The organism is Pseudomonas lurida (assembly GCF_013522705.1).
Classification (GTDB): Bacteria; Pseudomonadota; Gammaproteobacteria; order Pseudomonadales; family Pseudomonadaceae; genus Aquipseudomonas; species Aquipseudomonas quebecensis.
This window is the reverse complement of the sequence record NZ_JAAMRE010000001.1, coordinates 43,440-66,361: the sequence shown is the minus strand read 5'-3', so window position 1 is coordinate 66,361 and position 22,922 is coordinate 43,440. Positions and strand designations below refer to the sequence as shown.

Sequence of the window (22,922 nt, the reverse complement as noted above, 5' to 3'; positions counted from 1 at the left end):
GGCTGACTATCCTACAAGGGCATGCCCTCACTTAGGAGCGACACCATGGGTTCCACTTTCAACGGCCTGATCGGCCTGATCATCCTCGCGCTGGATATCTGGGCGATTATCAACGTCTTCAAAAGCGGCGCCAGCACTGGGGCCAAGGTGTTGTGGATCCTGCTGATCCTGCTGCTGCCGGTGCTGGGCCTGATCATCTGGGCGATCGCCGGGCCGCGCGGTAACGTGCGGATCTGACAGCTCGTTCAGCGGCACGGTAAGCGTGGGAGGGGGCCTGCTCCCTCCCAGCCTGGTTTCAGCGCATTGCACAGATTTGTGTGTCCAAATATTCGCTGCACAAAATTTTCACATCCCATTCAAGACAATCCCCCGGCTCCATCTCCCGGCCAAGGCCCCTGCCTCAGGCGCTTTTAAAGGCAGCGCAGCGGTGCTCGTTCAGTAATTAATAGCCTTGATGGCATTGATCGGGCACCATTCGCGCCACTGCAATACTTCGTCACTTCAACTTCCAATGGGTCCTGAAACGACATGGCAAACCCGGACGCCCTGAGCCAGCAGCGAGCCTCGACTCGCCTGCTGCAACCGACCGTCAAATCCCATCTGGCCTACACGCTGCTGTGCGCACTGATCATGATGGTGATGTTCTCCCTGCTGCGCCTGGCGCTGCTGGTGTACAACCGCGAGATGATCCTCGACACGCCGGCCTCGACGTTCCTCGAAGCGTTCGGCAACGGCCTGCGCCTGGACCTGCGCCTGGTGGTGTACCTGAGCATCCCGCTGTTGCTGGCGCTGTTCAGCGTGCGCGCGATGGCTGCGCGGGGGTTCTTCCGTTTCTGGTTGACCGTCGCGTCCAGCATTGCCCTGTTCCTGGGCCTGATGGAAATGGACTTCTATCGCGAGTTCCACCAGCGTCTCAACGGCCTGGTGTTCCAGTATGTGAAAGAAGACCCCAAAACCGTGATGAGCATGCTCTGGTACGGTTTCCCGGTGGTGCGTTACCTGCTGGCGTGGGCCGTGGGTACATTGATCCTGAGCATGGCATTCAAAGGCGCCGACCGCGCCACGCGCCCGCGCGGCCCGTTCAGCGGCGGCAGCATCGGTACGCGCCAGGTAGCGCCGTGGTATTCGCGCATCGCCGTATTTGTGGTGTGCCTGCTGGTGGCCGTGGTCGCCGCCCGTGGCACCCTGCGCCAGGGCCCGCCGCTGCGCTGGGGCGACGTGTACACCACCGAGTCCAACTTCGCCAACCAGTTGGGCCTCAACGGCACACTGTCACTGATTGCAGCGGCCAAGGCGCGCTTCTCCGAGGACCGCTCCAACATCTGGAAAGCCACGTTGGAACAGCCGCTGGCGACCCAGACCGTGCGCGACATGCTGGTACTGCCGGCGGAAAAACTGGTAGACACCGACACTGCCGCCGTACGCCGTGACTACCTGCCGCCGGCCGAGAAGACCCTGCCGATCAAAAACGTTGTCGTGATCCTGATGGAAAGCTTCGCCGGCCACTCGGTGGGTGCGCTGGGCCGTCCGGGCGACATCACGCCATACTTCGACAAATTGTCCAAGGAAGGCCTGCTGTTCGACCGCTTTTTCTCCAACGGTACCCACACCCACCAGGGTATGTTCGCCACCATGGCCTGCTTCCCGAACCTGCCGGGCTTCGAATACCTGATGCAGACCCCCGAAGGCAGCCACAAACTGTCGGGTCTGCCGCAGCTGCTCAGCGCGCGCAAGTTCGACGACGTGTATGTCTACAACGGCGACTTCGCCTGGGACAACCAGTCGGGTTTCTTCAGCAACCAGGGCATGACCAACTTCATCGGCCGTAACGACTTCGTCGACCCGGTGTTCTCCGATCCGACCTGGGGCGTGTCCGACCAGGACATGTTCAACCGTGGCCTGCAAGAGCTGAAGGCTCGTGAAGGCGGAAAGCCGTTCTACGCGCTGCTGCAAACCCTGTCCAACCACACGCCGTACGCGTTGCCCACGCCATTGCCGGTAGAGAAAGTCACCGACCGTGGCAGTCTCAACGAACACTTGACCGCCATGCGTTACTCCGACTGGGCCCTGGGCCAGTTCTTTGAAAAGGCGCGTAAAGAGCCGTACTTCAAGGAAACCCTGTTCGTGATCGTCGGCGATCACGGTTTCGGCAACGAACAGCAGATCACCGAGATGGACCTGGGCCGCTTCAACGTGCCCATGCTGATGATCGCGCCGGGCATGCAGGAAAAGTTCGGCGAGCGCGATCACACGGTGGGTACGCAGATCGACATCGTGCCGACCATCATGGGACGCCTCGGTGGCGAAACCCTGCATCAGTGCTGGGGGCGCGACCTGCTGAACCTGCCGGAGGGCGACAAGGGCTTCGGCGTGATCAAGCCTTCGGGCAGCGATCAGACCGTGGCGTTGGTGACGGCGGACCGCATCCTGGTACTGCCCAAGGAAATGCCACCAAAGTTGTGGCAGTACGAATTGGGCGCCAACCCGACCGGTAAATTAATTCCCGAGTCCTCGGACGAGGCGGCGCTCAAGCAGAAACTTGAGTCGTTCCTGCAAACGGCCACCAAGAGCCTGCTGGACAATACCGCCGGCGTGGTAGACGGCAAGCCGGACTGATTGACCGGCAATAAAAAAGAGGCCTTCTTGAAGGCCTCTTTTTTTTGACTGCGCTTTTATATCTTGCCGAGCAACAACAGCACCAGCAGCACGACCAGTACCACGCCCAGAATACCCGACGGGCCATAGCCCCAGTTACGCGAGTGCGGGAACACCGGCAGACCGCCGACCAGCAGCAGAATCAGAATGATGATTAAAATGAGGCTCATGGTTTTATTTCCTTATAGGCCTTATGCAAGGACAGGTTATTTAACGGTAGGACCGTAATGTTAATTACCGGCGCCTTAACAACTCCGACTGTAGTGCCGTACAGAAAATTCCCTGTTTTTTTAATCCATTTCGATAACTAGCTTATTTCCTTTAAATACTGCCTCGGACTAAGCCTTAGTTGAAAAAAGATTGAACTTAGGCCGAGCGCAGGCATCCGACCTGGCCGCCGGTTTGCCCGGGGCATTCATCACTCTGATGGTGAGTGGGCCGCCCAACAACCTTCGCTACACTGCCGATCACTTCTTCTGTGAACCACAAGGCTACTTCTTATGCAAAATCGCATGATGATCACTGGTGCCGGCTCCGGCCTGGGTCGCGAAATCGCGCTGCGCTGGGCGCGCGAGGGCTGGCAGTTGGCCTTGTCGGATGTGAGTGAGCCCGGCCTGCAGGAAACCCTCAAACAGGTACGCGAAGTCGGCGGCGAAGGCTTTGTACAGCGCTGCGATGTCCGCGACTACAGCCAGCTCACCGCGTTTGCCCAGGCCTGCGAGGTCAAGTTGGGGGGGATCGATGTGATCGTCAACAACGCCGGGGTGGCTTCCGGCGGGTTCTTTGCGGAGCTGTCGCTGGAAGACTGGGACTGGCAGATCGCAATTAACCTGATGGGCGTGGTCAAGGGCTGCAAAGCGTTCCTGCCGCTGCTGGAAAAGAGCAAGGGTCGCATCATCAACATCGCGTCCATGGCGGCGCTGATGCAGGGCCCGGCCATGAGCAACTACAACGTGGCCAAGGCCGGCGTGGTGGCGCTGTCGGAGAGCCTGCTGGTGGAGCTCAGGCAACAGGAAGTCGGGGTACACGTGGTCTGCCCATCGTTTTTCCAGACCAACCTGTTGGACTCGTTCCGAGGCCCCACGCCGGCCATGAAAGCGCAGGTAGGCAAGTTGCTCGAGAGTTCGCCGATCTCGGCGGCGGATATCGCCGATTACATCTACCAGCGTGTCGCCGAGGGCGAGTTCATGATTCTGCCCCATGAACAGGGGCGGATGGCCTGGGCATTGAAGCAAAAGAACCCGCAACTGCTTTATGACGAAATGGCCAGCATGGCCGACAAAATGCGCGCCAAGGCGCAGGCGACCAAAGGCTGAAACATCACAAGAACCTCAATTTCTCAGGCTTGCCCCCGAGGTTGATGAATTTATGTAGAAAACCATAGGTGAGAGAGTGGAAAACCCCTTCGCATCTTTCACCCAGTCTGTCAGTTAAATTACCGGTCGATGTAGGGCCTGCCTGTTTTAGGGGCAGGGCATTGATGCTTTTACATCCGGCGCGCATGGTCGGGGTCCTGTCACTCTAAAAGGACAACCGCCATGCTGGTCTTAAGCCGCGCCGTAGGCGAAAGCATTTCCATCGGCGATGACATCGCCTTGCACATCGTCGAATTGAACGGGAACCACGTGAAGTTCGGCATCCAGGCCCCGGCCGGGGTGAATGTTCATCGCGCCGAGGTGTACCAGAAAATCCTCAAGCGCCAGGGGCCCGCCACTCATCCGGTGGTAGTGCCCAACCCCTGAAAGATCCGCTCAGTCGAACAGATGCTTGGGCACGTCGTGCTTGAGCATCAGTTGGCATTGCTCGCTTTCAGGGTCGAACACAATCAGGGCCTGGCCCTTGGTCAGCGCCTGGCGCACGCGCAGCACGCGGGTTTCCAGCGGCGTGTCGTCGCCGTTGTCGGTGCCGTCGCGGGTGACGAAGTCTTCGATGAGGCGGGTCAGGGTGTCGACTTCAAGTGCATCGTAGGGAATCAGCATACAAGCCTCGGATGTTGGATCCCGGCGATCCTACTGCGCCGGGACTCCGGTTGCCAGCGTCAGGACTTTTGACCGATCAGGCTGTCCACTGATGGCACTCGCGTGTCGCTCTCCATCTGCGTTTCGTGCTCGATCTGATGACTGAAGCGGTCCAGTGAGCCTTGGGCCGGTTGCGCGTCGCTGGCGAACACCGGCGGGCTGAGAATATACGCGCCCAGCAAGCGGCTCAGCGCGGCCAGGCTGTCGATGTGCGTGCGTTCATAGCCGTGGGTTGCATCGCAGCCGAATGCCAGCAGGGCGGTGCGGATATCGTGGCCGGCGGTCACCGCCGAATGGGCGTCGCTGAAGTAGTAGCGGAACAGATCACGGCGCACCGGCAGTTCGTTATCCGCCGCCAGGCGCAGCAGGTGCCGGGACAGGTGATAGTCGTACGGCCCGCCGGAATCCTGCATTGCCACACTCACCGCATGCTCGCTGGAATGCTGGCCGGGCGCAACCGGGGCGATGTCGATGCCGACAAATTCACTCACATCCCAAGGCAGCGCTGCCGCCGCACCACTGCCGGTTTCTTCGGTGATGGTAAACAGCGGATGACAGTCGATCAGCAACGGTTCGCCACTGTCGACAATTGCCTTGAGCGCCGCGAGCAGGGCGGCGACGCCGGCTTTGTCGTCCAGGTGGCGGGCACTGATATGCCCGCTTTCGGTGAACTCGGGCAATGGGTCGAACGCCACGTAATCACCCACGCTGATCCCCAGGGAATCGCAGTCGGCGCGGGTCGCGCAGTAGGCGTCCAGGCGCAGCTCGACATGGTCCCAGCTCACCGGCATTTCATCCACGGCGGTGTTGAACGCATGCCCGGAGGCCATCAGTGGCAACACGCTGCCACGGATCACACCGTTGTCGGTGAACAGGCTGACCCGGCTGCCTTCGGCAAAGCGGCTCGACCAGCAACCGACCGGCGCCAGCGTCAGGCGGCCGTTGTCCTTGATCGCGCGCACGGCGGCGCCGATGGTGTCCAAGTGCGCCGACACCGCGCGGTCCGGGCTGTTTTTCTGACCCTTGAGCGTGGCGCGAATAGTGCCGCGCCGGGTCATTTCAAACGGAATGCCCAGTTCTTCCAGGCGCTCGGCCACATAGCGCACGATGGTGTCGGTGAAGCCGGTAGGGCTGGGAATGGCGAGCATTTCCAGCAGGACTTTTTGCAGGTAGTTGAGATCCGGTTCTGGGATGGTTCGGGTCATAAAGGTTTCCTTTAGTTGCAAGCGTTGAGCTGCAAGCTTCAAGTTAAAAGCGGTATCTGAGGCTTGCCGGCAATGCTCTACTCTTGAAGCTTGCAGCTTGTAACTCGAGGCTTCTAACTGTGTGGAAATAGAAGGTCCACAAATCGCTCGGCCGTCGGCTGCGGCTCGTGGTTGGCCAGGCCGGCCCGTTCGTTGGCTTCGATAAACACGTACTCGGGTTGATCGGCGGCGGGCACCATCAGGTCCAGGCCCACCATGGGGATGTCCAGGGCACGGGCGGCGCGCACGGCGGCGTCCACCAGCGTGGGGTGCAGGATTGCGGTGACGTCCTCCAGGCAACCGCCGGTGTGCAGGTTGGCGGTACGCCGCACCGCCAGGGTTTTGCCGCGTGGCAGGATGCTGCTGTAGTCATAACCGGCGGCGGCGAGGGTGCGTTCGGTCTCGGCGTCGAGTGGGATCTTGCTCTCGCCGTCGGTGGCGGCCTGGCGACGTCGGCTCTGGGCTTCGATCAGCGCACGGATGGAATGCTGACCATCGCCGGTGACTTCGGCGGGACGCCGGATCGCGGCGGCGACCACGTCGAAACCGATCACCAGGATGCGCAGGTCCAGGCCCTCGTGGAAGCTCTCCAACAGCACGCGGCTGTCGAACTGGCGCGCCGCTTCGATGGCCTGCTGGACCTCTTCAATGGTGCGCAGATCCACCGCCACCCCCTGGCCCTGTTCGCCATCGAGCGGCTTGACCACGATGCGCTGGTGTCGATCGAGGAACTCCAGGTTGTCGTCGGGGCTGCCCGCCAACTGCTGCGACGGCACGTTCAACCCGGCCGCCTCGAAGGCCTTGTGGGTCAGGCTCTTGTCCTGGCACAGGGTCATGCTGATGGCGCTGGTCAGGTCGCTCAACGATTCGCGGCAGCGCACCCGGCGCCCGCCATGACTGAGGGTGAACAGCCCGGCATCGGCGTCATCGACTTGCACATCGATGCCGCGCCGATGGGCTTCTTCGACGATGATCCGCGCATACGGGTTGAACCCCGCCTCAGGGCCGGGACCGAGAAACAGCGGTTGGTTGATGCCGTTCTTGTGCTTGATCGCAAAGGTCGTCAGCGCGCGAAAACCCAGCTTGGCATAGAGGTTCTTGGCCTGGCGGTTATCGTGCAGCACCGACAGGTCGAGGTAGCTCAGGCCACGGCTCATAAAGTGTTCGACCAAATGGCGCACCAGCACTTCGCCCACACCGGGGCGGGTGCACTGCGGGTCGACCGCCAGGCACCATAGGCTGCAGCCGTTTTCCGGGTCGTGAAAGGCTTTTTGATGGTTCAGGCCCATGACGCTGCCGATTACCGCGCCGCTGTCTTCATCCTCGGCCAGCCAGTACACCGGGCCGCCCTGATGACGTGGAGTGAGGCGCTCGGCGTCCACCGGCAACATGCCCCGGCCTTGATACAGCAGGTTAACCGCGTGCCAATCCGCCTCGCTTTGCACACGGCGAATGCGGAACCCGCGAAATACTCGCGTGGCCGGGCGATAGTCGCTGAACCACAAACGCAGGGTGTCGGACGGGTCGAGGAACAATTGCTGCGGGTCGATCCCCAGAATCTGCTGGGGCGCGGCCACGTACAGTGCGATATCGCGCTCCCCCGGCTGCTCTTTGAGCAACTCTTTAGCCAGGCTGGTCGGGTCGGGAAAGGTGTGACCGATCAACAGGCGACCCCAGCCGCAATGCACCGCAATCGGCTCGGCGGCCAGGGGGCTGCCATCCTCGGCCAGGCGGGCCTGCAGGCGCTCATAGGTCGGCGCCTGGCCCTTCAACAAACGTTGGCTGTAAGCCGCGGCGTGAGGTTTCATCAATCAGATTCCTTGTTCGCTGAGCCACAGGTTCAGCGCTGCCAGTTGCCACAGCTTGGAGCCGCGCAGCGGGGTCAGCTGGCCTTGGGGGTCGGTCAGCAGACGATCGAGCATCGTTGGGTTGAACAGGCCGCGATCCTGGCTCGGATCCAGCAGCAATTCACGCACCCAGTTAAGGGTATCGCCCTGCAAATGCTTGAGACCCGGCACCGGGAAGTAGCCTTTCTTGCGGTCGATGACCTCGCTGGGGATCACTCGGCGTGCGGCCTCTTTAAGCACCTGCTTGCCGCCATCGGGCAGTTTGAACTTACCTGGCACACGGGCCGAGAGTTCCACCAGGCGATAGTCGAGGAAGGGCGTGCGCGCTTCCAGGCCCCAGGCCATGGTCATGTTGTCGACGCGCTTGACCGGGTCGTCCACCAGCATCACCGTGCTGTCCAGGCGCAGAGCCTTGTCCACGGCGGCATCGGCGCCCGGCATCGCAAAATGCTCGCGTACGAAGTCACCGGCGGCGTCGTTGGCGGTCAACCACTTGGGCGCGACGGTGGCCGCGTAGTCGTCGTAGCTGCGGTCGAAAAACGCCTCGCGATAGGCCGCGTACGGGTCGCTCGCGCCGTCCACTTGCGGGTACCAGTGGTAACCGGCGAACAATTCGTCGGCGCCCTGGCCGCTCTGTACCACCTTGCAATGCTTGGCCACTTCCCGCGACAGCAGGTAGAAGGCGATGCAGTCGTGGCTGACCATCGGCTCGCTCATGGCCCGGAAGGCCGCCGGCAGTTGCTCGATGATTTCGCTTTCAGCAATGCGCAACTGGTGATGGCGCGTGCCGTAGTGCCTGGCGATCAAGTCCGAATACTGGAACTCGTCACCACGCTCGCCGCCGGCATCTTCAAAACCGATGGAGAAGGTCGACAGGTCCTGCACGCCGACTTCCCGCAACAGGCCCACGAGCATGCTCGAATCGACACCGCCGGAGAGCAGCACGCCCACATCCACGGCGGCGCGTTGGCGGATCGCCACGGCTTCGCGCGTGCTGTCGAGCACGCGGTCGGTCCAGTCTTGCAGGGTCAGGCTTTTTTCATCGTCATGGGGGCCGTAGGGCAGGGTCCACCAGGTTTTCTGCTCGGTCTTGCCGTCGGCGTCGATGCGCATCCAGCTGGCCGGCGGCAGCTTTTCGATGCCCGCCAGCAACGTGCGCGGCGCCGGCACCACGGCGTGGAAGTTCAGGTAATGGTTGAGCGCCACCGGATCGAGGATCGGGTTGATATCGCCGCCCTTGAGCAGCGCCGGGAGCGCCGAGGCAAAGCGCAGGCGCTGACCGGTGCGCGACAGGTACAACGGCTTCACGCCGAGGCGGTCGCGGGCGATAAACAGCCGCTGCGCATCGCGCTCCCAGATGGCGAATGCAAACATGCCATTGAGCTTGGGCAGCAGCGCTTCGCCCCAGGCGTGATAACCCTTGAGCAGCACTTCGGTGTCGCCGCCGGAATAGAACGCGTAGCCGAGGGCTTCAAGCTCCTGGCGCAGTTCCGGGAAGTTGTAGATCGCACCGTTGAACGCCAGGGACAGCCCCAATTGGGCGTCGACCATCGGTTGGGCGGAGCCATCCGACAGGTCCATGATTTTCAGACGGCGATGGCCCAGGGCAATCGGCCCTTGGGCATGGAAGCCCCACGCGTCAGGGCCGCGTGGCGCCAAATGATGGGTGATGCGCTCAACCGCAGCCAGGTCGGCAGGTTGGGCATCGAAACGTAACTCACCAGCTAATCCGCACATAAATTCCTTACCGGTTTTTCCGTTGGGGAGGGATGAAGTACCGCGCGCCAAAACGGCAGGTACCCAGAAACTGACCCGAGCAGATTGTGGGAGTTTTAGAACAATACGTTATAAGGCAATCCGCCTTGACGCCTCACCGGCGCGCGCGGCCTGCCTGGAATGTGCGGTGCACAGGTCAAGCTTTTATCCAAAGTTCGGCGGTTCAGGCGCCTCGATCCACCCAGTATTCGAACCCTTTATCCGGCGTTGTGCCCGTATCGTCCGCAGGCATCATTCAATGCAATAAGGACGATTGCCATGGACTCACCCCTTGACGGTGCCACCGCGCCCGACCCCACCGTACCCGACAGCATGATGGCGACGCTGCTGGAGCTGACCGGCGACCTGGACAAGGCCCAGGTACTGCAGGGCACCTTGCCGACCTGGCTGACCGGCGCCAGCTCGCAGGTGCGCCAGGCGCTGCTCAACAGCTACGAGGCCGGTCAGCCCGCGCGCGACACGGCAGCGCGCCTGCTTGAACGGGTCATACCGCTGCGGCAATTCTGCCGCGACCGATTGCAGGCACTGTTGGTCGCCAAGGGGCTGGCCGACCTGAATGTCGAACGGGACCTGCTGCAGGTACCCAGGGTGTATTTCCTGACGGGCGGCCTGCTGGATGGCCCCCATGTTGAAATGGAGCCTGCGCAAAACGACACCTTGCTGCACGCCGCCATGCAAACCGTGGCGTCAGTCAGCCTGCCGCCAGGGTCGGTGATTCGACGCGCTTCGGATCAGTCCGTGGTCAAGGCGCTCAGCGCCCAGGCCTTTGTAGACGCTTGCCGCGAATTGGATGTCGGCGGCGCTTACCAGCAGCACCTGCGCGAGGTGTTCAACCTGCCGGCACCTGACGAACCGGTGAACGCTGAACTGGATTACAACCCGACAATCGCTGCCATCGGCCCGGCCATGTGCATGAACATGCTGGTCGACCTGCATATCGCTTTCGCCAAAGGCGATGTCGGCCAGGCGGCGTACGCGGCTTTGCAAACACTGATCGATGCCGATCGGCCCGCCAACCGCCTCACCCACGTGCGGTTCAATGGGCAGCCGCTGCGCTGGCAGGGCATCGCGGCTCATCATGCCAACCTGTGGGGTGTGCTGGTGTTCAGTCAGGCGGGCGCCGAGGATTTTTCCACCGGCCCCGTGCTGGTGTACATGCCCGGCGATCCTCTGAGGCCATGGTTCGAATACCCGTCGCTGGAGGACTTCACCACCTACCTGTCGCTCAAGCTGCAGGTGCCCGAGTACCGGCGCTTTTTCACCCACTACCTCGACGAGTCGCAGCGATTCGATTTTTTCCAGCACATCGACCAGGACAAAACCCTCGGCCGGGTTGAACCGATGCCCGTCACCGCCAACCTGTCGTGGTTCTTTTTTACGGCGCTGGTGTGCAAGCTCCAGCGCGATGCCGAAGTGCTGGCGGTGCCCGTGCCCAGCGCGGACCAGGAGCAACAGTGGCGGCGCCTGCAGGACTACCTCAATGCGGGGCTGACCGTGTTGGGGCTGGCCGGACTGGTGGTGCCGGTACTCGGGCAACTGATGACCGGCGTGGCCATCGGGCAACTGCTCGGTGAAGTCTTCGAAGGCATTGATGACTGGACCCACGGCGAGAAAACCGAGGCGTTCGAGCACTTGGTCAACGTAGCGGAGAACCTCGCCGGCATGGCACTGTTCGCCGCCGGGGTCAAGGCTGTCAGCAAGGTCGTCCAGACGACCCGCATCGGCGCGACGCGCTTCTTCGACAAAATGGAAGCCATCGAACAACAGGGTGTCGGACCGCGGCTGTGGCGACGACGTCTAGGGACCTATCGGCAGTCCCTGGACGTCGACGCGCAGACCAGTGCCAACACGCGCGGTATTTATCAGGTCAACGGCCAGTCCTACGTCAAGATCGACGGCGCGCTTTATTCCATCGCCTACGATGCGCCCTCCGGCCATTGGCGGGTCCGCCACCCCCTGCGTGACAGCGCGTATCGTCCGCCCTTGAGCCACAACTTCCAGGGCGGCTGGCGGTTCGCTTTCGAGCGCCCGGACGATTGGGACGACGCTTACCGCCTGTTGATCCGGCTCGACCCCAGCCTGGCGACCTTGCCGCCGGAGCACGTGCGGAGCGTGGCGAGCATCACCGGCCTGGACGTGCCGCGCCTGCGCTTGCATTTCCGGCAGAATCTTGCGCTGCCCAAGCGTTTTCGCGACGGCATCGTGCGCGTGCAGCAGAACCAGAAGGTGCGTGACCTGATCTGGCAGTTGGAGCATCAGCCGCGTCCGGATGCCGACACGGCCCCTACGCAATTGCTGGCGTTGCCGCTGATGTCGGGGTGGCCAAAGGGGCGTTTTTTCGAGGTATTGGACAGTGAAGGCTACTTGATCGAGCGCTACCCCGACACAGCGCCTTTTGATTATGAGGACCTGAGCATTCACATCACCGAGCAGCAATTGCACGAGGGCGAGGTGATGTCCACTGTGCTGGACGCATTGGAGCCCGAGGAGGTCCAGACTTTGCTTGGTGCCGAAGTAGCGCCTCAAGCGCGCCAGGCCACGTTGGCGCGGCAGTTGCTCGCCTCCCTCGCGCGCACCCACCGCCCGCTCTACGAGCAGTTGTACGAACAAACCGAAGCGCAGGTGGACACCGACTACGGCGTGCTCAAGTCCCATTACCCCGCATTGCCGAACCGGGTCGCCTGGGAGTTGCTGTCAGACAGCCCCACCACACAGCGCTGGCGCCTGCGCGACAGCCGGCGCGTGCCCTTGGCGCTGGCGCAGCGTACCCGTGCGGCACTGCAGGATCTGGAGCAAGACCAGGCGCTGTTCGGCCTGTTGCTGCCGGAACTGGCCAATGAAAATACCCAGCGTCTGGCCGTCGGCCTGCTGAGGCGGGTACCCGGCTGGCCGGGCGAGTTATCCGTGCAACTGCGCGAGGGTTCTTTGCGTGGGCGTGTGCTGGGTGAGTCCAGTGCCGAGGCGGCCACTGTGCGGCGTGTCGTGGTCAAGTCCGAACAGGGCTTTCAGGCGTTTGACGAGCAGGGCCGCGCCTTGGGTGAAATCGCCTCGGGCCACGAGGGCATTTATCAAGCGCTTCTCGATACCCTCTCGCCGGACCAGCGCCGTGACCTGAGCGTGACCGGCAGGGCAAACAGTGGCTATCTGCGCTATGCGCTGATGACGGAGGCCGAAACCCGGCGCCCGCGGCTGTCGCGCTACCTGTATCCGGAGCGTGCCGTGCCCGAGCCGCCGGCGCTGTGCACAGTGGCTGCCCAGATCAACCCGGCGCAGCACCCGCGCGCACTGGTGGCCAAGGTCAGGCATCTGTACCCGATGTTCAGCGATGCGCAGATCGCGGCGTTTCTTGATGAGCAGGGCGCCGACCCTTTATCCCGTGCCAGAGCGGTGCAGGCGCTTGAACAAGAGTTCGACGCCCTGCACCGCGCGCTGAAGGCCTGGCGGCGGGACAAGACCTCATTGGCCGGCTTGCCCAGGCCCATCGATGACTACCGCATGAGCCGTCATTACACGATGCGCAGGATCGAAGACGCCTGGAAGCAGATGACCCGGCAGCCGGATGCCGAAGGGGAGAGGTTGCTGGCGCTGAACCTCGATGGCATGGAAGTGGGGCCGCTGCCGACGTTGCCGGCCGAGGTCAGCTTTGCAGCTATTCGCAAGTTGTCGCTTAACCACATGGGGCTTAATGACGATGTGGCGTATTTCCTCAAGCACTTCCCGGGCGTGCAAACGCTGGAGCTGCAAGGCAACCGCATAAGCCGGCTGCCCGAAGCGCTGTCGCGGATGCCCCAGCTCAAGCGCCTGTATCTGGATAACAACCGGCTGCAACTGACCCAATACACCCGCACCAAATTGGCGGGCTTCAGCGATCTTGAGGTGTTGGGCCTCAATGACAACCCCTTGGTAGACCCGCCGCCCATCAGCCGCCTGTTCAGCCTGCGCGCTTTGTTCATGCGCAACTGCCGACTCAAGGAACTGCCCGGCGGGTTGGCCAGGCTGCCTTACCTGGAGTACCTGGACCTGCGCGAGAACGACATCTCCAGCCTGCCGCCGTGGGTGTTCGAGTTGCCCAGCCGCGTGGCCAGAACCCTCAACCTGCGCCAAAACCCCCTGGACACGCCCAGCCACCGGTTGCTTGGCGATTACCGCAAGCGTACGGGCATCGGCATGGGCATTCTGGAAGACAACATCGCACGCATGAACGAACAAAAGGCCCGCGATTTATGGCTGCAGGACAGCGGCGCGGACTTCCCGGCCCGCGAGGCGACCTGGGCGGCACTCAAGAACGAGCCTCGCTCCGACGGCCTGTTCAAGTTGCTCACCGAGGTGGGGGACACGGCCGATGCCACCCAAGTGCGTGAAGACATGCGCCGGCGGGTCTGGCGGGTACTGGAGGCCGCCGCCGCCGACGAAAACCTGCGCGACGAAATCTTCGATCGCGCGGCCACCCCGATCAATTGTGATGACGCCGCCGCTGTGAACTTCGCCAGCCTTGAGGTGCTCGTCGAAGTGCATATCGCGGCCGAAAGCGTTGAAGGTGGGGTGCTCACGGCCAAGCCGCTGTTGCGTCTGGGCCAGGGACTGTTTCGTCTTGACCGGCTTGAGCAATACGCCAAGCGCCACAGTGACCAGAATCCGGCTGCCGATCCTCTGGAGGTGAGCCTCGCGTTCCGGACCGGCCTGGCCGACCGGTTTTATCTGCCGGGCCAGCCTCGGCATATGCGTTATGCCCGCCTGGGTGGGGTGACGCCGCAAGACATGACGAGCGCGGCCTTTGAACTCCGCTCGGCGGAGTTGTCCCCGGCGCTGGTCAATTATCTGGTCGAGTTACCGTTATGGGTCCGCTATCTGAAAAAAACCTACAGAGACCGGTTCGAACGCTTGTACGAGCCGTTCGACCAACGCATGAATGCCTTGTTTGAGCAGGTCGATACGCTGGAGTACGCGGACTACAGCCGGCAGGTGAACCTGCTGATGGTGGAGCAGGCGGCCGCGGAAAAAGCCGAACTCAATGGTCTGACCGAAGAGGCCCTGAAAAACGATGCGCAGGGCTTATGCGAGGCTCCTGTTCCGTGACCTTGATTGGCCACGGTAGAGCCTGCCCGCTCGCCCCATACCTGGCGCGAATCTCAAGATTGATTGCGCATCAACGCCCGCAAGGCGAAGCGATTGGGGTGGCACGCCTCGGCCACACTGCGTGGCACGGGCAGCGGCTCGTTGTCCAGCCAGGCCGCCAGCAGTTCGGCGCATAAGGGCGCCGTCACCAGGCCGCGTGAGCCGTGGCCGCTGTTCACATACACGCCGTCGATCCACGGGCAGGCGGCGTCGGGCACCTGGCGCGCATCCTTGCGCAGCGCCGCGTAGGCCTCGTCGAAGGCGCCGCGCTCGGCCAACGGCCCGACAATCGGCAGGTAGTCGGGGCTGGTGCAGCGAAACGCCGCGCGGCCTTGCAGGTGTTCGGGGGCCAGGCGGTCGGCGTCCAGGCGCTGCACCAGGTCCTGGGAGATTTCGCGCAGCATGGCCAGGTTGCCGACGTGCTCGGCCACTGTCGGGGTCAGGTCGTCGTTCTTGAAATCGAAACTGGCGCCCAGGGTGTGCTCCCCCAGGCGCGCCGGGGCGACGTAGCCTTCGGCGCAGACCACCGTGGTCAGGGCCTGGCTGGCGACGGTCTGGGGCAGGCGGGTGATTTGCCCGCGAATGCGTTTGAGCGGCAGCTCGGCGCTGAAGGGGAAGCGTTTGATCTCGGCGGCACCGGCCAGCACCACCACGCTGGCGCTGGCCAGCACCGTGTCGCCGTCGCGGGCCTGCCACTGGCCTCGCGCCCGTTGCAGAAGCACCACTTCACGGTGCTGCAGCACCTCGATCAGCGGGTGATGCGCTTGCCATTCGCACAGGGCCGGCGGATGTACCCAGCCGCCTTCCGGGAAAAACAGCCCGCCATGATCCACCGCCACGCCGGCGCGGGCCTGGGCCTGGGCCGGGTCCAGGGGGTGCAACAACGTCGGCGCGAAGGCGGCGGCCAACTGAGCCTGGCGCTCGGCTTCCTTGGCATTGAACGCCAGTTGCAGCACGCCGCAGTCGTCCCAGTCGACACCGCGCTGCAGGTGTTCGAGCAGGCGCCGGGTGTGGCCGAAGCCGCTGAGGATCAGCTGCGACAACGCCGTGCCATGGGCCGACAGCTTGAGGTACAGCACCCCCTGCGGGTTGCCCGACGCTTCCTGCGCCAGGCCCGCGTGGCGTTCCAGCAAGGTCACGCGCCAGCCGCGGGCAGCGAGGCTGGCCGCCGTGGTGCAGCCGGCCAGGCCGCCGCCGATCACCAGGGCGCTGCGCTCAGCGTGGGCCGCAGGCGGGCGGGCGAACCACGGTTTATCCGGCGCCGGTGGCGGTGTGTCGGCCGGCCAACCGACAAACTCGCCGCGCAGGATCTCCCATTTATGCCCGATGCCCGGAGTGCGTTTCATCTTGAACCCGGCGGCGTTGATCAGTCGCCGCACCCAACCGGTGCTGGTGAACGTGCTGATGGTCGACCCAGGCGCCGCCAGCCGCGCCAGTTCGGCGAAGAGCTCGGCGGTCCACATGTCGGGGTTTTTGGCCGGGGCGAACCCGTCGAGAAACCAGGCGTCGACCTGGGCGTCCAGTTGCGACAATTGCTCCATGGCATCGCCGATCAGCAACGTCAGCGTCACACGGCCGCGGTCCAGCAGCAGCCGTTGAAAGCCTGGATGGATCGCCTGGTACTGGCCCAGCAACTGCTCGGCCAGCGGTTGCAACTGCGGCCAGAGGGCGAGGGCGCGGTGCAGGTCGGCATGGGTAAGCGGGTACTTTTCCACGCTGATAAAGTGCAGGCGCGCCCCGGCGCAGGCGTGCTGCGCGAACAATTGCCAGGCGCAGAGGAAGTTCAGGCCGGTGCCGAAGCCGGTTTCGCCGATCACCAGGCGCTCGCCGGGCTTGAGGGCGGCGAAGCGCTCGCGCAGGCGATTCTGTTCCAGGAACACATAACGGGTTTCTTCCAGGCCCGATTGGTCGGAGAAATACACGTCGTCGAACACCCGCGAATGCGGGCGACCTTCTGCGTCCCAGTCGAGTTGGGCGTTGGGCGGTACGGGGTTCATGGGCGGCTCTGAAAAATGGCAGCAGGTAAAGGCGAGGCCGCCATTCTATCCGATCAACTCGATCTGAATTGATCTACGGCAACGGTGCATTGAATTTCCTCCCGCGCGGCGTTGCCCAATCCGCTAGTCTTGCTCACTTCTGGAACGGAGCCGCCCATGTTCGAATCTGCCGAAATCGGTCACGCCATTGACAAAGCCACCTACGACGCCGAAGTGCCGGCCCTGCGCGAAGCCTTGCTGGAAGTGCAGTACGAGCTGCAGCAGCAAAAACGCTTTCCGGTGATCGTGCTGATCAACGGCATCGAAGGGGCCGGCAAGGGCGAGACCGTCAAGTTGCTCAACGAATGGATGGACCCTCGCCTGATCGAGGTGCGCACCTTCGACCAGCAGACCGACGAAGAACTGGCGCGCCCGCCGGCCTGGCGCTATTGGCGCCAGCTGCCCGCCAAGGGGCGCATGGGTGTGTTTTTCGGCAACTGGTACAGCCAGATGCTGCAAGGCCGCGTGCACGGCCAGATCAAGGACGCGCGGCTCGACCAGGCCATCGCCGGCGCCGAACGCCTGGAGAAAATGCTCTGCGACGAAGGCGCGCTGATCTTCAAGTTCTGGTTCCATCTTTCCAAGAAACAAATGAAGGCGCGGCTCAAGGCGCTGGCCGACGACCCGCTGCACAGTTGGCGCATCAGCCCGCTGGACTGGCAGCAGTCCAAGACCTACGACAAGTTCGTGCACTTCGGCGAACGCGTGCTGCGTCGCACCAGTCGCGACTATGCGCCGTGGCATGTGATCGAAGGTGTCGACCCGCATTATCGTGGGCTGACCGTGGGCAAGATCCTCCTCGATGGCTTGCACAATGCCCTGAAACTGGCCAAGGCCAGGACCAGCGGCATGAACCCTGCGCCGCTGCTGGCGTCGGTGGACCGCAAGAGCCTGCTCGACAGCCTCGACATGAACCTGCGCCTGGACAAGGACGAGTACGAAGAACAACTGATCACCGAACAGGCGCGCCTCTCAGGCCTGATGCGCGACAAGCGTATGCGTCGGCACGCGCTGGTCACGGTGTTCGAAGGCAACGACGCGGCGGGCAAGGGCGGCGCGATCCGTCGCGTGGCGGCGGCGCTGGACCCGCGCCAGTACCACATCGTGCCGATTGCCGCGCCGAGCGAGGACGAGCGTGCCCAGCCATACCTGTGGCGCTTCTGGCAGAAAATCCCGGCGCGGGGCATGTTCACCGTATTCGACCGCTCGTGGTACGGCCGCGTGCTGGTTGAACGCATCGAAGGCTTCTGCACCCCGGCGGACTGGATGCGTGCCTACGGTGAGATCAATGACTTCGAAGAGCAACTGCGCGATGCGGGAGTGATTGTGGTCAAGTTCTGGCTGGCCATCGACAAGCAAACCCAGCTGGAACGCTTCCAGGCCCGCGAGTCGATCCCGTTCAAGCGCTTCAAGATCACCGAAGACGACTGGCGCAACCGCGACAAGTGGGACGACTACCGCACCGCCGTGGGCGACATGGTCGACCGCACCAGCACCGAGGTATCGTCATGGACGCTGGTGGAAGCCAACGACAAACGCTGGGCCCGGATCAAGGTCCTGCGCACCATCAACCGCGCGCTGGAAGAGGCGTTTGCGCAATCCGATAAACACGGCAAGAAAACCAAAAAATAATCCCCTTGTATGAAAGGCGGGACTGTCGTGGCGAGCGGTTTTTTGTGGTGAGCAGGCTTGCCCAGCGCGGGCGGTGCGACGATTCGACAAGCCCGTTCACCACAACTGGCCCCTCACCACAGCAAGCGCCTGCACCGAACCATGCTTTTGCATACGCCCGATGAATGATCATCGCGGTCGGGCAGGTGCGGATCTATCCTCGATCCATCTCCCAACAATGACAAGATCGAGGTAGCCCATGCGTGAAGTAGTGATCGTCGACAGCGTGCGAACCGGCCTGGCCAAGTCCTTTCGCGGCAAGTTCAACCAGACCCGCCCCGATGACATGGCCGCCCATTGCGTCAATGCGCTGCTGACGCGCAACGGCATCGACCCGGCCAGCGTCGAGGACTGCATCGTCGGTGCCGGCTCCAACGAAGGCGCTCAGGGCTACAACATCGGGCGCAATGTGGCGGTGCTTTCGCAGTTAGGCACCGGCACGGCGGGCATGACCCTCAACCGCTTCTGCTCCTCGGGGTTGCAGGCGATCGCGATCGCCGCCAACCAGATCGCCTCCGGCTGCAGCGACATCATTGTCGCCGGCGGCGTGGAGTCGATCAGCCTGACTATGAAGAGCGTCAACACCGACAACCTGATCAACCCATTGCTCAAGGAGCAGGTGCCCGGCATTTATTTCCCCATGGGCCAGACCGCCGAGATCGTCGCGCGGCGCTACCACGTCAGCCGCCAGGCCCAGGACCTCTACGCCCTGCAAAGCCAGCAACGCACGGCCCAGGCCCAGGCGGACGGCTTGTTCGACGATGAAATCGTGGCCATGGCCGTCAAATACAAAGTCGAAGACAAAGCCACCGGCGCGGTGCAGATCCTCGATGGCGTGGTCGACCGCGACGACTGCAACCGCCCCGACACCACCCTGGACAGCCTGGCCGGGTTGAAGCCGGTGTTTGCCGAAGACGGTTCGGTCACGGCGGGCAACTCCTCGCAGCTCTCCGACGGCGCCTCGATGACCCTGGTGATGAGCCTGGACAAGGCCCTGGCGCTGGGGCTCAAGCCCAAGGCGTTTTTCCGCGGGTTCGCCGTCGCGGGCTGCGAGCCGGATGAAATGGGCATCGGCCCGGTGTTCTCGGTGCCCAAGTTGCTCAAGGCCAAGGGCCTGCAGGTGGCGGACATCGACCTGTGGGAACTCAATGAGGCGTTCGCTTCGCAGTGCCTGTATGCGCGCGATCGCCTGGAAATCGACAACGCCAGATACAACGTCAACGGCGGCTCGATTTCCATCGGCCATCCGTTCGGCATGACCGGCTCGCGGCAGGTGGGGCATCTGGTGCGTGAACTGCAACGGCGCAACCTGCGTTACGGCATCGTCACCATGTGCGTGGGCGGCGGCATGGGGGCCACCGGACTCTTCGAAGCCGTGCGCTGAGCCACAGGTGGGAGGGGCGCAACCGCTCCCACCGTTAAACGGCGCCGTATCCCAATTCGTGCACTTGCCCCTAGAATGGCCGCTCCTCCACCTCTGGTCTTTTTTGGGGCACTCATGCATATCTCTTCCGGCCGCTGGGTCTACGGTTTCTTCCTGACCCTGCTGACTGCGCTGCTGTGGGGCATCCTGCCGATCAAACTCAAGCAAGTGCTGCAGGTGATGGACCCGATCACTGTCACCTGGTTTCGCCTGACGGTGGCCGGCGGTTGCCTGTTCGTTTACCTGGCCGCTACCCGGCGCCTGCCCAGCCGCAAGGTGCTGGGTCCCAAGGGCGGTTGGCTGGTGGCCATGGCGGTGTGCGGGCTGGTGGGCAACTACGTGTTGTACCTGGTGGGCCTCAAGTTGCTCAGCCCCGGCACTGCGCAACTGGTGGTGCAGATGGGCCCGATCTTTCTGATGATCGCCAGCGTGTTCGTGTTCAAGGAGCGCTTCAGCCTGGGCCAGGTGATAGGGCTGGTGGTGCTGATCGTCGGGTTCGGGCTGTTCTTCAACCAGCGTTTGACGGAGCTGCTGACCTCCCTCGGCGCTTACACCGCCGGTGTACTCACGGTACTGCTCGCCACCTCTATCTGGGTGTTCTACGCCCTGGGCCAGAAGCAATTGCTCACGGTTTGGAATTCGTTGCAGGTGATGATGGTGATTTACCTCTGCTGCGCCGCGCTGCTGACGCCATGGGCGCATCCGTTGGAGGCCCTGCAACTGAGCACGCTGCAGGGCTGGCTGCTGCTGGCCTGCTGCATGAATACCCTGGTGGCGTATGGCGCGTTCGCCGAAGCCCTGGCCCATTGGGAAGCCTCGCGGGTCAGCGCGACTTTGGCGCTCACGCCGTTGGTGACGTTTGTCGCCGTGGCGCTGGCGGCGTGGCTGTGGCCCGATTATGTGCAGGCCGAAGAGATCAACGCGCTCGGCTATTTCGGCGCGGTGGTGGTGGTGCTGGGCTCGGCGGCGGTCGCCCTGGCGCCGTCATTGTTCGCCGGGCTCAAGGCCCGGCGACTGCGCATGGCGTCTTAATGCCCCGCCTCCAGCATGTTCTCCGGTCGCACCCACTGATCGAACTCGGCGTCGGTGAGGTAGCCCAGGTCCAGCGCCGCTTGCCTTAGCGTCACGCCTTCGGCATAGGCCTTCTTGGCGATCTGCGCCGACTTGTCATAGCCGATATGCGGGTTGAGCGCGGTCACCAGCATCAGGCCGCGCTCCAGGTGCTCGGCCATTTGCCCGGCATCCGGTTCCAGCCCGGCGATGCAGTGTTCCTGGAAGTTGTTGCAGCCATCGGCGAGCAGGCGGATCGACTCCAGCAGGTTGTGGATGATCACCGGCTTGTACACGTTCAACTGCAAATGCCCTTGGCTGGCGGCCAGGCCGATGGTCACGTCGTTGCCCAGCACCTGGCAGGCCAGCATCGACAGCGCTTCGCACTGGGTGGGGTTGACCTTGCCCGGCATGATCGAGCTGCCCGGTTCGTTGGCCGGCAGTTTCACCTCGGCCAGCCCGGCGCGTGGGCCAGAACCCAGCAGGCGCAGGTCGTTGGCGATTTTCATCAGCGCCACCGCCAGGGTCTTCAGCGCGCCGTGCAGCGTCACCAACGGCTCATGGCCGGACAGCGCGGCGAATTTATTCGGCGCGGTCACGAAGGGCAGGCCCGACAGTGCGGCCAGTTCGGACGCAATCGCCTCGCCGAAACCCTGAGGCGAATTGAGCCCGGTGCCCACCGCCGTACCGCCCTGGGCCAGCTCGCACACGGCGGGCAGGGCGCTGCGAATGGCGCGTTCGGCGTAGTCGAGCTGGGCGATGAAGGCCGAGAGTTCCTGGCCGAAGGTGATCGGCGTGGCGTCCATCATATGGGTGCGACCGGTTTTCACCAGCTTCATGTGCCGTGCTGCCAGTTCCGCCAAACCGCCGGACAGCGTGGCGATCGCCGGTAACAGACGTTGATGCACGGCCTGCACGGCCGCGATGCTCATGGCCGTGGGGAAACAGTCGTTGGAGCTCTGCGAGCGGTTTACGTGGTCGTTGGGGTGCACGGGGCTCTTGCCGCCGCGGGTCTTGCCCGACAGCTCGTTGGCGCGCCCGGCGATCACTTCGTTGGCGTTCATATTGCTCTGGGTGCCGCTGCCGGTCTGCCAGACCACCAGGGGGAACTGATCGTCGTGCTGGCCGGCGAGTACTTCGTCGGCGGCCTGTTCGATCAGGCGGGCGACGTCGGCGGGCAGGTCGCCGTTACGGTCGTTGACCCTCGCCGCGGCTTTCTTGATCAGGGCCAGCGCATGCAGGACCGCCAGGGGCATGCGTTGCTCGCCAATCGCGAAATTGACCAGCGAGCGTTGGGTCTGCGCGCCCCAATACGCGTCCTCCGGCACCTCGACGTCGCCCAGGCTGTCGGTTTCGATACGGCTCATCGTGCATCCTCCTTAATCCAGTCGTGATCGGTCAGTTTAGGCCCTGGCCACCGCGATGGGTTCCACAAACTTGCATTTGTGCGACCGCGCCCCGTAAAACCAGGCCTCGCAAGGGGGTGGGGTTGAGCCGCGAGGTTTTTTAGGCGCAGAATGGTCGCCCTTGGGGTTTTACCTCGCCAGCTAGAAAGGAAACTCGATGACTCGTCTTCGTGCCATCTGTACCGCGGTTGCTCTGGTTTGCGCCAGCGGCCAGGTTTTTGCCGATACCGCCAGCCACAACGCCAGTGCCGAAGCGTTCCTGACCCTGGCCCATGCTGACAAGCTGGGTACCCCGGTGTACATGCAAGTGCAGCAAATGTTCGCCCAGCGTTTCGAACAGACCAAGGCACCCGCCGCCAAGCAATCGGTGCTCGACAGCTACCAGGCCAAGGCCAACGCCGCCCTGGACCAGGCTATCGGCTGGCCGAAGCTGAAGCCGGACATGGTCAAGCTCTACACCACCAACTTCAGCGAGTCCGAGCTCAAGGACCTGGTCGCGTTCTACCAGTCGCCCCTGGGCAAGAAAGTCCTGGAAAAAATGCCCCAGCTGACCCAGCAATCGGCCCAGATGACCCAGGCCAAGCTGGAAAGCGCCGTACCGGTGGTCAACAAGCTGCTGGAAGACATGACCAACGAGCTGGCGCCAAAAGCCCCCGCTCCGGCCAAGAAGAAGTAAGCAGC

General features: G+C 63.2%; 16 protein-coding genes. 9 read left to right on the top strand and 7 right to left on the bottom strand.

Translation table 11 applies throughout. The features are described from left to right. Positions 1 to 45: 45 nt before the first annotated feature. Both G7025_RS00240 and G7025_RS00235 read left to right on the top strand, forming a co-directional pair. Complete coding sequence (locus G7025_RS00240) at positions 46 to 237, top strand: PLDc N-terminal domain-containing protein (protein ID WP_003172956.1); 192 nt, start codon at positions 46 to 48, stop codon at positions 235 to 237. Between the two features lie 291 nt (positions 238 to 528). Then, on the top strand, positions 529 to 2,616 hold the full coding sequence (locus G7025_RS00235; protein WP_181075686.1) for an LTA synthase family protein: 2,088 nt from the start codon (positions 529 to 531) through the stop codon (positions 2,614 to 2,616). 56 nt (positions 2,617 to 2,672) lie between these two features. Here the strand turns inward: G7025_RS00235 and G7025_RS00230 are convergent, their stop codons facing one another. Continuing rightward, a complete protein-coding gene (locus G7025_RS00230; protein WP_003192767.1) occupies positions 2,673 to 2,825 on the bottom strand; it encodes a DUF3309 family protein in 153 nt (50 codons plus the stop codon). Positions 2,826 to 3,155: 330 nt separating this feature from the next. Between G7025_RS00230 and G7025_RS00225 the strand changes: the two genes are divergently transcribed. Both G7025_RS00225 and csrA read left to right on the top strand, forming a co-directional pair. Further along, a complete protein-coding gene (locus G7025_RS00225) occupies positions 3,156 to 3,971 on the top strand; it encodes an SDR family oxidoreductase (protein ID WP_181075684.1) in 816 nt (271 codons plus the stop codon). 222 nt (positions 3,972 to 4,193) lie between these two features. Further along, on the top strand, positions 4,194 to 4,397 hold the full coding sequence (csrA, locus tag G7025_RS00220; RefSeq protein WP_181075682.1) for a carbon storage regulator CsrA: 204 nt from the start codon (positions 4,194 to 4,196) through the stop codon (positions 4,395 to 4,397). 9 nt (positions 4,398 to 4,406) lie between these two features. Here csrA and G7025_RS00215 read toward each other — a convergent pair whose 3' ends face one another. The 4 genes from G7025_RS00215 to G7025_RS00200 all read right to left on the bottom strand — a co-directional run bounded on the left by G7025_RS00215 (position 4,407) and on the right by G7025_RS00200 (position 9,501). Further along, complete coding sequence (locus G7025_RS00215) at positions 4,407 to 4,634, bottom strand: YheU family protein (protein ID WP_003192759.1); 228 nt, start codon at positions 4,632 to 4,634, stop codon at positions 4,407 to 4,409. Between the two features lie 59 nt (positions 4,635 to 4,693). Next, complete coding sequence (locus G7025_RS00210; protein ID WP_181075680.1) at positions 4,694 to 5,878, bottom strand: osmoprotectant NAGGN system M42 family peptidase; 1,185 nt, start codon at positions 5,876 to 5,878, stop codon at positions 4,694 to 4,696. 113 nt (positions 5,879 to 5,991) lie between these two features. Then, positions 5,992 to 7,725 (bottom strand): N-acetylglutaminylglutamine synthetase, encoded by a 1,734-nt coding sequence (gene ngg, locus G7025_RS00205; RefSeq protein WP_181075678.1) that lies wholly within the window; start codon positions 7,723 to 7,725, stop codon positions 5,992 to 5,994. 3 nt (positions 7,726 to 7,728) lie between these two features. Beyond that, positions 7,729 to 9,501 (bottom strand): N-acetylglutaminylglutamine amidotransferase, encoded by a 1,773-nt coding sequence (locus G7025_RS00200; protein ID WP_181075676.1) that lies wholly within the window; start codon positions 9,499 to 9,501, stop codon positions 7,729 to 7,731. 297 nt (positions 9,502 to 9,798) lie between these two features. Here G7025_RS00200 and G7025_RS00195 point away from each other — a divergent pair, with 297 nt between their 5' ends. Then, positions 9,799 to 14,616 carry an NEL-type E3 ubiquitin ligase domain-containing protein gene (locus tag G7025_RS00195; RefSeq protein ID WP_181075673.1) on the top strand — a complete coding sequence of 1,606 codons (4,818 nt, stop codon included), beginning with the start codon at positions 9,799 to 9,801 and terminating at the stop codon, positions 14,614 to 14,616. Between the two features lie 53 nt (positions 14,617 to 14,669). Here G7025_RS00195 and mnmC read toward each other — a convergent pair whose 3' ends face one another. Further along, a complete protein-coding gene (gene mnmC, locus G7025_RS00190) occupies positions 14,670 to 16,652 on the bottom strand; it encodes a bifunctional tRNA (5-methylaminomethyl-2-thiouridine)(34)-methyltransferase MnmD/FAD-dependent 5-carboxymethylaminomethyl-2-thiouridine(34) oxidoreductase MnmC (RefSeq protein ID WP_181075671.1) in 1,983 nt (660 codons plus the stop codon). A 156-nt stretch (positions 16,653 to 16,808) separates the two neighbouring features. On the opposite strand from mnmC, the gene pap reads away from it, so the two are divergent. The 3 genes from pap to G7025_RS00175 all read left to right on the top strand — a co-directional run bounded on the left by pap (position 16,809) and on the right by G7025_RS00175 (position 20,817). Further along, positions 16,809 to 18,323 carry a polyphosphate:AMP phosphotransferase gene (gene pap / locus G7025_RS00185; RefSeq protein WP_181075670.1) on the top strand — a complete coding sequence of 505 codons (1,515 nt, stop codon included), beginning with the start codon at positions 16,809 to 16,811 and terminating at the stop codon, positions 18,321 to 18,323. Positions 18,324 to 18,561: 238 nt separating this feature from the next. Further along, positions 18,562 to 19,746, top strand: a complete 1,185-nt coding sequence (locus G7025_RS00180; RefSeq protein WP_181075669.1) for a thiolase family protein — start codon at positions 18,562 to 18,564, stop codon at positions 19,744 to 19,746. Between the two features lie 114 nt (positions 19,747 to 19,860). Next, positions 19,861 to 20,817, top strand: a complete 957-nt coding sequence (locus tag G7025_RS00175) for a DMT family transporter (protein ID WP_181075667.1) — start codon at positions 19,861 to 19,863, stop codon at positions 20,815 to 20,817. Here the strand turns inward: G7025_RS00175 and G7025_RS00170 are convergent. Then, positions 20,814 to 22,202, bottom strand: a complete 1,389-nt coding sequence (locus G7025_RS00170) for a class II fumarate hydratase (protein ID WP_181075665.1) — start codon at positions 22,200 to 22,202, stop codon at positions 20,814 to 20,816. The genes G7025_RS00175 and G7025_RS00170 overlap by 4 nt on opposite strands. 196 nt (positions 22,203 to 22,398) lie before the next feature. On the opposite strand from G7025_RS00170, the gene G7025_RS00165 reads away from it, so the two are divergent. After that, complete coding sequence (locus G7025_RS00165) at positions 22,399 to 22,917, top strand: DUF2059 domain-containing protein (RefSeq protein WP_181075663.1); 519 nt, start codon at positions 22,399 to 22,401, stop codon at positions 22,915 to 22,917. The last annotated feature ends 5 nt before the right edge of the window (positions 22,918 to 22,922 follow it).

Bases quoted from the DNA above. Each gene is read 5' to 3' on its own strand.
- G7025_RS00180 (WP_181075669.1), top strand. From the start codon at position 18,562: ATGCGTGAAGTAGTGATCGTCGACAGCGTGCGAACCGGCCTGGCCAAG.
- G7025_RS00210 (WP_181075680.1), bottom strand. From the start codon at position 5,878: ATGACCCGAACCATCCCAGAACCGGATCTCAACTACCTGCAAAAAGTC.
- G7025_RS00230 (WP_003192767.1), bottom strand. From the start codon at position 2,825: ATGAGCCTCATTTTAATCATCATTCTGATTCTGCTGCTGGTCGGCGGT.
- ngg (WP_181075678.1), bottom strand. From the start codon at position 7,725: ATGAAACCTCACGCCGCGGCTTACAGCCAACGTTTGTTGAAGGGCCAG.
- G7025_RS00225 (WP_181075684.1), top strand. From the start codon at position 3,156: ATGCAAAATCGCATGATGATCACTGGTGCCGGCTCCGGCCTGGGTCGC.
- csrA (WP_181075682.1), top strand. From the start codon at position 4,194: ATGCTGGTCTTAAGCCGCGCCGTAGGCGAAAGCATTTCCATCGGCGAT.
- G7025_RS00165 (WP_181075663.1), top strand. From the start codon at position 22,399: ATGACTCGTCTTCGTGCCATCTGTACCGCGGTTGCTCTGGTTTGCGCC.
- G7025_RS00240 (WP_003172956.1), top strand. From the start codon at position 46: ATGGGTTCCACTTTCAACGGCCTGATCGGCCTGATCATCCTCGCGCTG.
- G7025_RS00235 (WP_181075686.1), top strand. From the start codon at position 529: ATGGCAAACCCGGACGCCCTGAGCCAGCAGCGAGCCTCGACTCGCCTG.
- pap (WP_181075670.1), top strand. From the start codon at position 16,809: ATGTTCGAATCTGCCGAAATCGGTCACGCCATTGACAAAGCCACCTAC.
- mnmC (WP_181075671.1), bottom strand. From the start codon at position 16,652: ATGAACCCCGTACCGCCCAACGCCCAACTCGACTGGGACGCAGAAGGT.
- G7025_RS00175 (WP_181075667.1), top strand. From the start codon at position 19,861: ATGCATATCTCTTCCGGCCGCTGGGTCTACGGTTTCTTCCTGACCCTG.
- G7025_RS00215 (WP_003192759.1), bottom strand. From the start codon at position 4,634: ATGCTGATTCCCTACGATGCACTTGAAGTCGACACCCTGACCCGCCTC.
- G7025_RS00170 (WP_181075665.1), bottom strand. From the start codon at position 22,202: ATGAGCCGTATCGAAACCGACAGCCTGGGCGACGTCGAGGTGCCGGAG.
- G7025_RS00195 (WP_181075673.1), top strand. From the start codon at position 9,799: ATGGACTCACCCCTTGACGGTGCCACCGCGCCCGACCCCACCGTACCC.
- G7025_RS00200 (WP_181075676.1), bottom strand. From the start codon at position 9,501: ATGTGCGGATTAGCTGGTGAGTTACGTTTCGATGCCCAACCTGCCGAC.